The sequence below is a fragment of the Methylocystis sp. genome, from assembly GCF_051061285.1.
Classification (GTDB): Bacteria; Pseudomonadota; Alphaproteobacteria; order Rhizobiales; family Beijerinckiaceae; genus Methylocystis.
In genome coordinates this window covers 42720-56433 of the sequence record NZ_JBPFEA010000012.1, presented here as the reverse complement: position 1 = coordinate 56433, position 13714 = coordinate 42720, and the positions used below count along the sequence as shown (strand labels likewise).

Genomic DNA, 13714 nt, shown 5'->3' with positions numbered 1-13714 from the left:
GATCTAGCTTGGAGACATCGTCCTCGACAGGAGGGAGCCGCTATGAACGAAGAGCCCAAGGGACGGGTCGAAATCATTTTGCCGGGCGAGGAGACGGACGCCTCCCGGATCTGGGTCGCGACGGGCGCCGGTCGCGTCAAGGTCGTCAAGCTCTCGCCATGGCAGAGCCTGATCGTCACCGCGGCGCTGCTGTTGTTGCTCTTCATCGGGTTCACGCTGCTGTCCGGGGCGTTTCTGGTGTTGCTGGTCATCGCCGTTGTGGCGGGCGGCTTAGCTTATCTCGCCGGACTGCTCGGGCTGAGGCGGCCCCGCTAGGGGCGCCGGCCGTCTTTTCCCGTTCGGTTTGCGCTGCTATTAGGGACCAGATGCCTTTCCTGACCGCCATTCGAATTACCGGCCCGGCCTGCGCTTGGAGCTAAAGGCTCGCGCAGGGTCCGGGTGCGGCGCGATTGGCGCTCTTTCCACAAATCCTCTAATCAGCGCGGCAATAGCGGCGCTTATGGCGCCCGCGTCCGCCTCAGCCGGTTTTCACAACGATGAACGACGACAGCCCGAAAGGGCCCGACTATTCGAAAAGCCTCTATCTGCCGGTCACGGATTTCCCGATGCGCGCCGGCCTGCCGCAGCGCGAGCCGGAAATCCTCAAGCGCTGGGAGACCCTCGGCCTGGAGCAAAAGATGCGCGAATCGGGCGAAGGCCGTCCGAAATTCACGCTCCACGACGGCCCGCCCTACGCCAATGGCAATATTCATATCGGCCATGCGCTCAATAAGATCCTCAAGGATCTCGTGACGCGCAGCCAGCGCATGACCGGCAAGGACTGCGTCTATGTGCCGGGCTGGGACTGCCACGGCCTGCCGATCGAATGGAAGATCGAGGAGGAGAATTATCGCGCTTTAGGAAAGCAGAAGCCCGATTTCACCGATCCCGACGCGATGATCGCCTTCCGGCGCGAATGCCGCGCCTATGCGGGACATTGGCTCGGCGTTCAGCGCGAGGAGTTCAAGCGCTTAGGGGTCGCCGGCGATTGGGGCCATCCCTATTCGACGATGGCCTATGCGGCGGAAGCGACGATCGCGCGCGAGATCATGAAATTCGCCGCGAACGGCCTGCTTTATAGGGGTTCGAAGCCGGTGATGTGGAGCGTCGTCGAAAAGACCGCGCTCGCCGAAGCCGAAGTCGAATATGAAGATTATACCAGTGATCAGGTCTGGGTGGCGTTTCCGATTCCGCGCGGCGCCGAGGGCGAACTAAGCGACGCGCGCGTCATCATCTGGACGACGACGCCCTGGACGCTTCCCGGCAATCGCGCGATCTCCTTCTCGTCGAAGATCGACTACGGTCTCTATCACGTCACCCATGCGCCCGAGGGCAACTGGGCGCTTCCGGGCGCAACCTTCGTCATCGCCGACAAGCTTGCGAGCGAGGCGTTCAAGGCGGCGAAGGTCGATGGCTACGAGCGTTTGCACGACGTGCCCGCCGCGATGCTCGCCGAGTTGATCTGCGCGCATCCGCTGGCGCATCTTGGTTATGATTTCGACGTGCCGCTGTTTGATGGCGAACATGTCACCGACGATACCGGCACGGGCTTCGTGCATACCGCGCCGGGCCATGGCCGCGAGGACTTCGACATCTGGATGGCGCATGCGCGCGCGCTGCAGGCGCGCGGCATCGATTCGCGCATTCCCTATACGGTCGACGAGGACGGCTTCTATACCAAGGATGCGCCGGGCTTTGAAGGCAAGCGCGTCATCACCGACAAGGGCGAGAAGGGCGACGCCAATGAAGCGGTGATCGCCGCGCTGGTTCAGGCCGGCAATCTCGTCGCGCGGGGAAAGCTCAAGCATCAATATCCGCATTCATGGCGCTCGAAGAAGCCGGTGATTTTCCGCAACACGCCGCAATGGTTCATCGCGATGGATAAAGCCATCGCGCCTGGGTTCATCGCGCCGGTCTCGGAGTTCTCTCAGTCGAACCCTCATCCTGAGGAGGCGCGCAGCGCCGTCTCGAAGGACGAGGGTTCGGCGGCCGCATCCTTCGAGACGCGTGCTTCGCACGCTCCTCGGGATGAGGCTCGTGGAAATAGACCGACCCTGCGCGAGATCGCGCTTGAAGAAATTGCGCGCACGCAATGGACGCCGGCCGCCGGAGAGAACCGCATTCGCGGCATGATCGCCAATCGTCCCGACTGGGTCGTGTCGCGCCAGCGCGCGTGGGGCGTGCCGATCGCGGTCTTCGTCAGGAAGGGGACGCATGAGCCGCTCGTCGACGCGCGCGTCAACGCCCGCATCCTCGAGGCTTTCGAAAAGGAAGGCGCCGACGCTTGGTATGAAGCGAAGGCCGCCGAACGATTTCTTTCTCCCGACTATAAGGCGGAGGATTACGAGAAGATCTCCGACGTTCTCGACGTCTGGTTCGATTCAGGCTCGACCCACGCCTTCACGCTCGAAGATCCGCAGCATTTTCCGATGCTCGCCGGCATCCGCCGCAAGCGCGACGGCGGCGAAGACGAGATCATGTATCTTGAAGGCTCCGATCAGCATCGCGGCTGGTTCCATTCCTCGCTCCTCGAAAGCTGCGGCACGCGCGGCCGCGCGCCCTACGACGCCGTGCTGACGCATGGCTTCGTGCTCGACGAGCGGGGGCGCAAAATGTCGAAGTCGCTCGGCAATGTCGTCGCGCCGCAGAAAATCATCGCCGATTCCGGCGCCGACATCATGCGGCTTTGGGTCGCCGCGTCCGACTATGCCGACGATCTGCGCGTTGGACCTGAAATCCTCAAGACTTTCGTCGAGCTTTATCGCAAGCTGCGCAACACGAGCCGCTGGATGATCGGCGCGCTGGCGCATTATCAGCCAAATGACGATGCGGCGATGCGCGAGGCGGGAGAGCTCGAACGTCTCATGCTGCATCGTCTGCATCAGCTCGACGAGACGATCCGCGCGTCCTATGCGGCATACGACTACAAGCGCGTCGTCGCGCTGCTCACCCATTTCATGACGAGCGAGCTGTCGGCTTTTTATTTTGACGTGCGCAAGGACGCGCTCTATTGCGATCCGCCCTCGAGCGTCAAACGCAAGGCGGCGCTCGCGACCATCGATCGCATCTTCCGCAGCATCACGAGTTGGCTCGCGCCGATTCTGGTCTTCACGGCGGAGGAAGCATGGCTTGCGCGCTATCCAAACGCTGACTCCGTGCATCTCGAACATTTTCCCGCCATTCCCGACGCATGGCGCGACGACGCGCTTGCCGCCAAATGGGAGAAGATCCGCAAGATCCGCTCGGTCGTGACCGGCGCGCTCGAAATCGAACGCGCGCAGAAACGCATCGGCTCTTCGCTGGAAGCGGCGCCGATCGTCTACATCGCGGACGAGTCATTGCGCGCCGCGCTCGACGGCGTCGATCTCGCCGAAATCTGCATCGCGTCCGACATTCGCGTTACGCCGGGAGAAGGCCCGCCGGAGGCGTTCCGCCTGCCGGAAGCGCCGGGCGTCGCAGTGGTCACGCAACGCGCGCCGGGCGTCAAATGCGCCCGCTCGTGGAAATATTTCGATCCCGCGACGGCCGAGGCCGATTATCCCGACGTGACGCCGCGCGACGCACAGGCGTTGCGCGAGCTTGTCGCGCTCGGCCGCTGGAGCGGGGCAGGCTCGTAAGTGAACGTTCTTCTCGCATTTCTCGCCAATACGATCGTGAATTTCGTCATCGGCCTCACGGTGGCGAAATTTCTCGGCCCCGAGGAATATGGCCGTTTCGCGCTCGCCTTCTCCATCGCGGTGGTCGTGCAGACGGCGCTCTATGATTGGCTGCGTCTTTCGGCGACGCGCTTTTACTCAAAGCGCACGCGCAACAAAGAGCCGGTGGTGCGCTCGACGCTCGACGCGGCCTTCATCGGCGTCACGCTCTTCCTCACATTGGCCACGGGCATTTATGCGCTTGCCGGGCCGCCGCTCGACTTCGAAACCAACCTCATTCTGCTTGCGCTGCTGACGTCGGTGGCCAATGGGCTTTTCGATTATTGCACCGCTTTGGTGCGCGCGCGTTTTCATGACCACGCCTATGTGCGTCTCATGCTCGCCAAGAATGCGCTGTCGCTTGTCCTGATTGGCGGCGGCGCCTTCATTTTTCACTCGGCTGCCGTGGCGCTCGCTGGCGGCGTCGCGAGCCTGTTCGGCACGGTCATTCTCGGACGTCGCGCGCTGCTCGATCCCGGCGCTGACATTCGCGCCGCCTCGAGTCAGAATGCGCGTGCGCTTGCGGCCTATAGCGCGCCGATCGTGACCGCGCATCTTCTCTATCAGGCGATGCCGCTGGTGGCGCGCTCCATCGTGGCAAGCGTCTTTGGTTTCGCCGAAACCGGCCAGTTCGCGCTGGCGTATGATCTTGGCGTGCGTGCGGTGCAGGCGCTCGGCTCGGCGCTCGATGTGCTCTTGTTTCAGATCGCCGTCGCCGCGCATGAACTCCACGGCGTCGACCGCGCCAAGCAACAGGTCGCGCGCAACATGGGCATCGTCGTCGCCTTTTTACTGCCGGCGTGCGCCGGCCTCTGGCTCGTCATGCCGTCGATCGAAGCGCTCATCGTGCCGGCGCAATATCGCGGTCCCTTCGGCCATTACCTCGGCCTGCTGCTTCCGGGACTTTTCGCGATGGGCGTCATACTATTCGGCGTCAATCCCGTCTTTCAGATCGAAAAGAAGACGGCGCCATTGATGGTCGCGGCGCTTGCGGCGGTCGCCTTCGGCCTGGCGCTACTCTTGATCCTGCCCTGGGGCGAGGACGCTTCCAATCTCGCGATCGCGCAAGCCGGCGCCTATATCGCGGCGCTGGTGGCGACGGTCTATTTCGCGCTGCGCACGCAGCCGGTCTGGCCGTCGTTCCGGGATATGTTCGCTGCGCTTGTGGCGACGGGCGCTATGTCGCTCGCGCTCACGCCTTTGCGCGAGATGAGTCCAGGCGTTCTCGCGCTCATCGCTCAGGTCCTGGCCGGAGCGGCCGTTTACGGGCTGCTGACCGTCGCCTTCGACATCGCCGGTCTGGGCGTGCTCGCGACGACGTGGCTCGATCGGCGGTTCGCGCGGTCGTGACGCGGCCCGTCGGCGTCGCCATATGTTAGGCTAGCGATTGATAAGGAGCGCGCCAATGGTCATGCCGATCTATGACGACGCGCCGCTGCGCTATTTGCGGCGGCCGATCGTGAACTGGACGCTGATCGCGCTCAACGTCATCATATTCCTGGTGGTGCAGAGCGAGATTTTCGGCGATCCGCTGACCGTCGTGCGCGGCTTCGCGATCATCCCGCGCGTGCTCTTCGGCGAGGCCCAGCTCGCCGACTGGATCGTTGGACCGCCGGCTGCGCTGACGCTTGTCACCGCGCTGTTCTTTCATTCGTCGGTGATGCACCTCGGCTCGAACATGCTGTTCCTTTACGTCTTTGGCGACAATGTCGAAGACGCCATGGGTTCGCTGCACTATCTGCTGTTTTATCTTTCCTGCGGCGTCGCCTCCGGCGTGTTCTACATTTACGCAACGCCGCATTCGATCGCGCCGCTCATCGGCGCGTCCGGCGCGATCTCCGGCGTCTGCGCGGCCTTTCTGCTGCTCCATCCGCGCGCCACGGTCGCGGGAATCTTCCCGCCGCTCTCGCTGGCGCTCGCGCCGATTTATCTCGGCGCCTGGCTCTCCGGGGCGCGGCCGAGGTCGATCCTGGGGCTGCGGGCGCCGCTGTTCTCTTTTGTCGCCTCCGGCTGGCTTTTCGTCGGCGCCTGGATTTTGATGCAGCTCATCAACGCCTTCATGGGCGAGGGCGGCGCGATCGCCTGGATGGCGCATGTCGGCGGCATCGCCGCGGGTCTGGTGCTGACGCCGATCTTCAAGCGCCGCCGGCACAGGCTTTTTGACCGCGGCGGCGCGCTCGCCCCCGCGCCGCGCGCGCCAGACGCCGGCGACGACGGGCCCTAATCGCGTGGCCGCAGGCGCTTTGTTTGACTTGCGCGCGCGCCCCCGCTACCAGACCGCGCGACGGCTTTAGCCAGAGTGGCGCGCGCGCAAGCGGCGCTCCGACACCGTCTCGCCAAAGGGTCAGAAGGACCAAGGGGTCGCGCGATGAAGATTCTCGTGCCCGTCAAACGGGTCGTCGATTACAACGTCAAGATCAGGGTGAAGGCGGACGGTTCGGGCGTCGATCTCGCCAATGTGAAAATGTCGATGAACCCCTTCGACGAGATCGCCGTCGAAGAGGCGCTGCGGCTCAAGGAGGCCGGCAAGGCGACGGAAGTCATTGTGGTCACGATCGGTCCGGCCAAGGCCGACGAGACCTTGCGCACCGGCCTCGCCATGGGCGCCGACCGGGGCATTCTGGTCAAGACCGACGAGACCGTCGAGCCGCTCGCCGTCGCCAAGATCCTCGCCAAGATCGTCGCAGAGGAACAGCCGCAGCTCGTCATCATGGGCAAGCAGGCGATCGACGACGATTGCAATCAGACGGGCCAGATGCTCGCGGCGCTGCTCGGCTGGGGCCAGGGCGCCTTCGCGTCGAAGGTCGAGATGACTGAGGGCGCCGTTGACGTGACGCGCGAGATCGACGGCGGGCTGCAGACCGTCAGCTTGAAGCTGCCGGCGGTCGTCACCACGGATTTGCGCCTTAACGAGCCGCGCTACGCCTCGCTGCCCAACATCATCAAGGCGAAAAAGAAAGAAGTCGCCGTGAAGTCGCCCGCCGATTATGGCGTCGACATTTCGCCGCGCCTCGAAGTGTTGAAAACCTCCGAGCCAGCGAAGCGCAAGGCGGGCGTCAAGGTCGGCTCGGTCGTCGAGCTCGTTGGCAAGCTCAAGGAAGCGGGAGTGCTTTAAAGATGACGATTCTGCTTCTTGCCGAAACCGCCGGCGACGCGATCGCCCCGGCGACCGCCAAGGCGCTCACCGCCGCCAAGGAGATCGGCGGCCCCATTCACGTCCTCATCGTCGGGCCTGGACTGAAGGGCGCGGCCGAGCAGGCGGCGAAGCTCGCCGGCGTCGAGAAGGTTCTCGTCGCCGAAGACGCATCGCTCGATCATGTCCTGGCCGAAACCGTCGCCGCGCTGATCGTCTCGCTCGCCGGCGCTTATGACGTCATCATCGCGCCGTCGACCTCGGCGACGAAGAACGTGCTGCCGCGCGTCGCGGCGCTGCTCGACGTGATGCAGATCTCAGACATCATCAAGGTCGTCTCGGCCGACACTTTTGAGCGGCCGATCTACGCCGGCAATGCGATCCAGACCGTGCGCGCGAAGGACGCAAAGAAAGTGATCACCGTGCGCACCACCGCCTTCGCGGCGGCGCCGGAAGGCGGCTCGGCGCCCATCGAGGCGATTGCGGCGCCCGCCGATCCCGGCGTTTCCGCCTTCAAGAGCGAAGAGCTGGCGAAGTCCGAGCGCCCCGAGCTCACCTCGGCGCGGATCATTCTCTCCGGCGGGCGCGCGCTCGGGTCGGCGGAGAATTTCCAGAAGGTGCTGGATCCGGTCGCGACGCGGCTGAACGCCGCGATCGGGGCGTCTCGCGCCGCGGTCGACGCCGGCTATGCGCCCAACGACCTGCAGGTCGGCCAGACTGGAAAGGCTGTGGCGCCGGATCTCTACATCGCCGCCGGGATTTCGGGGGCGATCCAGCATCTCGCCGGCATGAAGGATTCGAAGGTGATCGTGGCGATCAACAAGGACGAGGAGGCGCCAATTTTCCAGGTCGCCGACTATGGCCTCGTCGCCGACCTCTTCACGGCCCTGCCGGAGCTCGAGGCCGAGCTGGCGAAGATCGGCCGCTGATCGCGAAAAACGGCCGTCGCTTCGGTCCACATGGTCCGGCGCGGCGGCTGTGAGTTTGGCGGAGCGTCGGCGTTCGGGGCTCCGCAGTTTCTTTTCTTTGTTTTCTTTGCGAAGGATCGCAAGTTATATTGCACTGCGGCACGCACTCAGCGCGGGCGCGCCGCTTGCTATCCGGCGCGAGCTTGGCTGACGGTGGTAAAAAATGGGCTTCGAAATTCGCAAGATCGGCGTCATCGGCGCGGGCCAGATGGGGAAGGGGATCGCCCATGTCTGCGCGCTTGCCGGCTATGACGTCGCCCTGAACGACATTTCGCAGGAGCGTATCGACGCCGGCATCGCCGATGTCGCCGCGCAGATGCGCCGCGCCGTGGAGCGCGGCCAGATCGACGCCGCGGCGGTCGAACCGGCGCTGGAGCGCATCTCCGGCGCGCCAACAATGGCGGACTTTGGCGACGCCGACATATTGATCGAGGCGGCGACCGAGGTCGAAGACGTCAAGCGAAAGATTCTGACCGAGCTCGCGCAGTTCGCGAAGCCCGGCGCGATCATCAGCTCCAATACGTCATCGATTTCGATCACGCGCCTTGCCGCGGTCACCGGTCGGCCGGAGCGCTTCATCGGCATTCATTTCATGAATCCGGTGCCGCGCATGCAGCTTGTCGAACTCATTCGCGGGATCGCCACCGATGACGTCACTTTCGAGGAGACGAAGGCGTTTGTCGCCAAGCTCGGCAAGACGATCAGCGTTTCGGAGGACTTCCCCGCCTTCATCGTCAACCGCATTCTGCTGCCGATGATCAATGAGGCGATCTACACGCTCTACGAAGGCGTGGGCTCGGTCGACGCCATCGACACGGCGATGAAGCTCGGCGCCAATCACCCGATGGGTCCGCTGCAGCTCGCCGATTTCATCGGCCTCGACACGTGTCTTTCGGTCATGCAGGTGCTGCATGAGGGCTTGGCGGATTCAAAATACCGCCCCTGCCCGCTGCTGGTGAAATATGTCGAAGCCGGCTGGCTCGGCAAAAAGACCCAGCGCGGCTTCTACGACTATCGCAGCGGCACGCCCGTTCCGACGCGCTAGCGTCTCGAGAGAGGCGCGTCCTCGCTCAGTGGCCGCCTGGTCCGGCGCCGCGCGCCGCCTCGAACAGGAACCAGGTTCGCTTCTCGGTCTCGTCGAGAAAAGTTTCGAGAAGGCTCGCCGTCGCGATGTCTTCGTTGTCGTCGCAGACCTTATGGGCGTTGCGCAGCGACTCGGCCATCCCCTTGTTGTCGTCGAGCAATTCGCACAGCATGTCGTAAGGCGAAACGAATTCCTCGTCATTGTCCTTGATGCGGGACATTTGCGCCACCTGCCCGATCGAGCGCAGGGTCGGCTGACCGAGCTTGCGCACGCGCTCGGCAAGCGGGTCGACGGCGGCGTAGATCTGCGTCGCCTGCTCGTCGAGCAGCAGATGGTAGTCGCGGAAATGCGGGCCGCTCATATGCCAGTGGAAATTCTTGGTCTTGAGATAAAGCGAAAGGGCGTCGGCGACGAGCTTGTTGATCTCCGCGGCGACCTTCATCGTCGACTGTTTTTCGAGATCGGTCGGCGTATCCAGCGCCGAACGTTCGGTGTCGGGCTTCATCGACGTCTTTGTTTTTTGCATTTGGGTGGGCCTCCTTGCGCCCTGGCTCCAGGCTCAAGCTCGGGTGAGCTGCTCATTAGCTAGATCGCGCGCCTTGGCGGACCAGATGAAAAATAGAGCAGAGCGCGGAGATTCAGCGGCGGCGGGAAGCGTCGCCTGTCTGGGGCGCCAACAAGTCGGGGCGTCGGGCGCGGGTGAGCGCCAGCGCCTGTTCATGGCGCCATTTGGCGATCCTGGCGTGATCGCCGGAGAGCAGCGCCTCGGGAATGTCGCGCCCCTCAAAGGCGCGTGGCCGGGTGTAATGCGGATATTCGAGGAGCCCGGCCTCGAAACTTTCCTCGACGCCTGAGGCTTCTTCGCCCATCACGCCGGGAATCAGCCGCACGCAGGCGTCGATGAGCGCCAGCGCCGCGATCTCGCCGCCCGAAAGCACGAAATCGCCGATCGACATTTCTTCAAGCCCGCGGGCGTCGATGACGCGCTCGTCGACGCCTTCGAACCGCGCGCAAAGAATGATCGCGCCGGGGCCTTGGGCGAGGGCGCGCGCGCGCGCCTGGGTCAGCGGCGCGCCGCGCGGGCTCATCAGCAGGCGCGGGCGCGGATCGTCCTTGGGCGCGGCGGCGTCGATCGCCGCCGCCAGCACGTCGGCGCGCATCACCATGCCCGGGCCGCCCCCGGCGGGCGTGTCGTCGACGGCGCGATGGCGGCCGAGCCCATGCTCGCGGATCTGCCGCGGCTCAAGCGTCCAGACGCCACGCGAAAGCGCGTCGCCGGCGAGCGACAGGCCCAAGGGACCGGGAAACATTTCGGGAAAAAGGGTGAGGACCGTCGCGCGGAACATGGTGCGGTTATGGCACGAAGCGTAAGGAGGGCGAAGACCGAGAGCGACGGGGTTCGAAGACAAGTTCCGTCCCGCCAGCGCTAAAGTGCAATAGCGCATTGTCAATTGAGGACCCGAACAAAGGCCTCGATAGGCGCCTGAAAGGGCTCGGATTAAGGTGGATAGTCCGGAAGGCGGCTCTCAGCAGAACGTCGGTTCAGATAACAATAACTAAAGTATATCAATATGTTATCCAGGTCGATGCCGATAAACGTTCAATGTGCTCAATTGACGCGATCAGGTCACGATTAAATTCGAATCCTCGGCAGTGAGGCGACCTCTTCCTCAAAACGATCATCCCGAGTCGCAAAGCGACCCGCGACTATATTGCGTCGGAGTAGTGAGATGGATGACGAGCGACAGCTCGAAGAAGAAATTCTTGCATCATTCGAGCAAGGCGAGTGGCGTCAGGTCAAGGACGTTCGAGACGAGATTGATCGTCATGCAGCTTACGCGAAGGACGCGCTTACGAAAGACAAGCGTGTGAATATAAGAATTTCCTCGCGGGACCTGGAAGATTTGCAGGCGAAGGCCGCAGTCGAAGGCGTCGGCTATCAGACGTTAATGTCGAGCGTGCTGCACAAATATGTGACGGGCCGCCTCGTCGAACCGCCTTCGCCGGGGAAACGCGGCGCCAAAAAACGCGCCGGCTAAGCATCTTTTTCTTCCCTGTCGGCTTCAATTTCCGCCGGCGGCTCGACAACGACACGCCCGCCCTGAACGTCGACAGTCGGAACCACCGCCTTGGTGAAGGGCACGAGTAGACTCTCTCCTTGGCCGGCGGGCGCAATTTCGAGAATATCTCCAGCGCCGAAATTACGCACCGCGACGATCGTTCCGATTTCCAGGCCCTCTGGCGTCTCGGCGCGAAGGCCAATGAGATCGGCGATATAGAATTCGTCTTCGTCCGGAGGGGGGAGCATCTCGCGTGCGACATAGAGTTCGACGCGGTTCAGGGCCTCGGCGCCGGCGCGGTCGTCGACGCCCTCGACTTGCGCAACGAGCATGTCCTTGCCCTGCGGGCGCACGGCGCGCAGCCTGAAATGGCGCGTCCCGCTTTTATCGGTGAGGCTGTCATAGGCTGCGATCGCCAGCGGGTCGCTTGTGAAGCTCTGCAGTCGGATCTCGCCGCGCACGCCATGCGCCGCGCCGAAACGGCCAAGCAGGACGAGGTTCTTTGTCCTGTCGTCCTCCGTCATTCGATTTCCTCATCCTGAGGAGCCGCCGCAGGCGGCGTCTCGAAGGACGAGGAAATCGCCGCGCGCGCTGTCCGCCCTCGTGCTTCGAGACGCGCCCGTTGGGCGCTCCTCAGCATGAGGGCGAATGAAACATCGCGCATGGCGTTCCGCCAACCTCCCCTCGAAGGCGAGGCACATACGCGCCCCACTTACGCCGCCGGCGCTTCCGCCGCGCCTGCGGCCGCCGCCGCCGCGGCGGCGCGCTCCTGCGCCTTCTTCTTGGGCTGCGCCTTCTGCGGATTGCTGCGCGCTTCGCGCTTCATCACGCCGAGACCATCGAGCAGTCGCGCGACGCGGTCGGTCGGCTGCGCGCCTTTCTCCATCCAGGCTTTCGCCTTTTCCGTGTCGAGCACGAGGCGGTCGGCCGCGTCCTTTTCCTTTAAGGGATCGAAATAGCCGATCTTCTCGATGTAGCGGCCGTCGCGCGGCGAGCGCGAGTCGGCGACGACGACGCGATAGAAGGGACGCTTCTTGGCGCCGCCGCGGGCGAGACGAATTTTAAGCGACATGTGTTCGTTCCTGTTGCGTTGAGGTGAGTGAGGGGACCGGCGACGACAATCGCCGGTTTGCTATTTCTTCTTCCCGAAGGGGTTCAATCCGCTGAGCAAGCCGCCGCCGAGCCCCGGCAGGCTTGGCTTGGCGAGAAGATCGGGAGGCGGCGCCGCCGGAATGCCGCCTGGCGGCGCTTTCGGCTGCGGCACGCCGAGCTTCTCCTGCAGCTTCTGCAGCTCTTCCTGGGTGGGCGTCGGCATGCCGGGGCCAAGCCCCATCATTTGCGCCGCCTTGCCCATCATGCCGCCGCCGCGCTTGCCGGCGCCAAAGGACTTCATCAGATCGGCCATCTGCCGATGCTGCTTGAGGAGCTTGTTGACCTCCTCGACCTTGACGCCCGAACCCGCGGCGATGCGCTTCTTGCGCGAGGCTTTCATCAGATCGGGATTGCGTCGCTCCCTGGGCGTCATCGAGAGAATGATGGCGCGCTGGCGCTTCACCATTTTGTCGTCGAAGCCGGACGCGGCGATCTGATCCTTCATCTTGGCGACGCCGGGCAGGAGACCCATGATGCCGCCCAATCCGCCGATCTTTTCCACCTGGGCGAGCTGATCGCAAAGGTCCTGCAGATCGAACTTGCCCTTGGCCATCCGCTCGGCGGCCTTGCGGGCCTGTTCGGCGTCGATCGCCTGGGCGGCCTTTTCGACCAGCGCGACAATGTCGCCCATGCCGAGAATGCGGTTGGCGATACGCGTCGGCGAGAATTCGTCGAGCGCGTCCATCTTTTCGCCGACGCCGATGAGCTTGATCGGCTTGCCGGTGACGTAGCGCATGGAGAGCGCCGCGCCGCCGCGGCCATCGCCGTCCATACGCGTCAATACAATGCCGGTCAGCCCGACCCGCTCGTCGAAATTCTGGGCGAGATTGACGGCGTCCTGGCCGGTCAGGGCGTCGGCGACGAGCAGGATTTCATGCGGCTTGGAGGAGGTCTTGATCTCCGCCATCTCGGCCATCAGCGGCTCGTCGATATGCGTGCGGCCGGCGGTGTCGAGCAGCACCACGTCATAGCCCTGCAGCCGCGCCGCCTCCATCGCGCGCTTGGCGATCTGCACCGGCGTCTGGCCGGCGACGATCGGCAGCGTGTCGACTTCGACCTGCCGGCCGAGCACGGCGAGCTGTTCCTGGGCCGCCGGGCGCTTGACGTCGAGCGACGCCATCAGCGTGCGCTTGCCGTGGCGCTCCTTGAGCCGTTTGGCGATCTTGGCGGTGGTCGTGGTTTTGCCCGCGCCTTGCAAACCAACCATCATGATGGCGAGCGGCGGCGCGGCGACGAGATCGATCGGCTCCGCGTCCTGGCCGAGCGTCTCGATCAGCACGTCATTGACGATCTTGACGACCATCTGGCCGGGCGTCACCGACTTGATGACGCCGGCGCCGACCGCGCGGTCGCGGACCTTGTCGGTGAAGGAGCGCACGACGTCGAGCGCGACGTCGGCCTCGAGCAGCGCGCGGCGGATTTCGCGCAGCGCCTCGTTGACGTCGGCTTCGGAGAGCGCGCCGCGCCGTGTGAGCTTGTCGAAAATGCCGGAGAGCTTATCGGAAAGGCTCTCGAACATGCTGTTCTCCCGCGAGCGCGAAGGCTCCAAAGCAAAACGCGCCCGGGGGCGCATCGCGCTGCCG

Annotated in this window: 13 protein-coding genes; 8 read left to right on the top strand and 5 right to left on the bottom strand. The window is 64.1% G+C overall.

The genetic code is table 11. The features are described from left to right. Nucleotides 1-42: 42 nt before the first annotated feature. From ACR65T_RS04095 to ACR65T_RS04065, 7 genes are all read left to right on the top strand, one after another. Nucleotides 43-315, top strand: a complete 273-nt coding sequence (locus ACR65T_RS04095; protein ID WP_123174463.1) for a hypothetical protein — start codon at nt 43-45, stop codon at nt 313-315. A 221-nt stretch (nt 316-536) separates the two neighbouring features. After that, a complete protein-coding gene (gene ileS, locus ACR65T_RS04090; protein WP_434495289.1) occupies nt 537-3656 on the top strand; it encodes an isoleucine--tRNA ligase in 3120 nt (1039 codons plus the stop codon). Continuing rightward, complete coding sequence (locus tag ACR65T_RS04085; protein ID WP_434495288.1) at nt 3657-5084, top strand: lipopolysaccharide biosynthesis protein; 1428 nt, start codon at nt 3657-3659, stop codon at nt 5082-5084. 55 nt (nt 5085-5139) lie between these two features. Next, nucleotides 5140-5958: a rhomboid family intramembrane serine protease gene (locus ACR65T_RS04080; RefSeq protein WP_434495287.1), complete on the top strand. Its 819-nt coding sequence runs from the start codon at nt 5140-5142 to the stop codon at nt 5956-5958. Nucleotides 5959-6102: 144 nt separating this feature from the next. Next, entirely contained in the window at nt 6103-6849 is a 747-nt protein-coding gene (locus tag ACR65T_RS04075) for an electron transfer flavoprotein subunit beta/FixA family protein (protein ID WP_256033201.1), read from the top strand. 2 nt (nt 6850-6851) lie between these two features. After that, nucleotides 6852-7796: an electron transfer flavoprotein subunit alpha/FixB family protein gene (locus ACR65T_RS04070; RefSeq protein WP_014891575.1), complete on the top strand. Its 945-nt coding sequence runs from the start codon at nt 6852-6854 to the stop codon at nt 7794-7796. A gap of 202 nt (nt 7797-7998) precedes the next feature. Continuing rightward, a complete protein-coding gene (locus ACR65T_RS04065; RefSeq protein ID WP_014891576.1) occupies nt 7999-8880 on the top strand; it encodes a 3-hydroxybutyryl-CoA dehydrogenase in 882 nt (293 codons plus the stop codon). Between the two features lie 25 nt (nt 8881-8905). On the opposite strand, the gene ACR65T_RS04060 is transcribed toward ACR65T_RS04065, so the two are convergent. Both ACR65T_RS04060 and trmD read right to left on the bottom strand, forming a co-directional pair. Then, entirely contained in the window at nt 8906-9445 is a 540-nt protein-coding gene (locus ACR65T_RS04060) for a Dps family protein (RefSeq protein ID WP_434495286.1), read from the bottom strand. A 112-nt stretch (nt 9446-9557) separates the two neighbouring features. Then, entirely contained in the window at nt 9558-10265 is a 708-nt protein-coding gene (gene trmD / locus ACR65T_RS04055; RefSeq protein WP_434495285.1) for a tRNA (guanosine(37)-N1)-methyltransferase TrmD, read from the bottom strand. Nucleotides 10266-10649: 384 nt separating this feature from the next. Between trmD and ACR65T_RS04050 the strand changes: the two genes are divergently transcribed. Continuing rightward, nucleotides 10650-10958 (top strand): hypothetical protein, encoded by a 309-nt coding sequence (locus ACR65T_RS04050; RefSeq protein WP_434495284.1) that lies wholly within the window; start codon nt 10650-10652, stop codon nt 10956-10958. On the opposite strand, the gene rimM is transcribed toward ACR65T_RS04050, so the two are convergent. The 3 genes from rimM to ffh all read right to left on the bottom strand — a co-directional run bounded on the left by rimM (nt 10955) and on the right by ffh (nt 13650). Continuing rightward, nucleotides 10955-11503: a ribosome maturation factor RimM gene (gene rimM / locus ACR65T_RS04045; protein WP_434495283.1), complete on the bottom strand. Its 549-nt coding sequence runs from the start codon at nt 11501-11503 to the stop codon at nt 10955-10957. The two genes, ACR65T_RS04050 and rimM, sit on opposite strands and share 4 nt — an antisense overlap. A 188-nt stretch (nt 11504-11691) precedes the next feature. Beyond that, the gene (gene rpsP / locus ACR65T_RS04040) at nt 11692-12051 is read right to left on the bottom strand and encodes a 30S ribosomal protein S16 (RefSeq protein WP_434495282.1); all 360 of its coding nucleotides are present in this window, start codon (nt 12049-12051) and stop codon (nt 11692-11694) included. 60 nt (nt 12052-12111) lie between these two features. Beyond that, nucleotides 12112-13650 (bottom strand): signal recognition particle protein, encoded by a 1539-nt coding sequence (gene ffh / locus ACR65T_RS04035; protein WP_434495281.1) that lies wholly within the window; start codon nt 13648-13650, stop codon nt 12112-12114. Nucleotides 13651-13714: the final 64 nt, after the last annotated feature.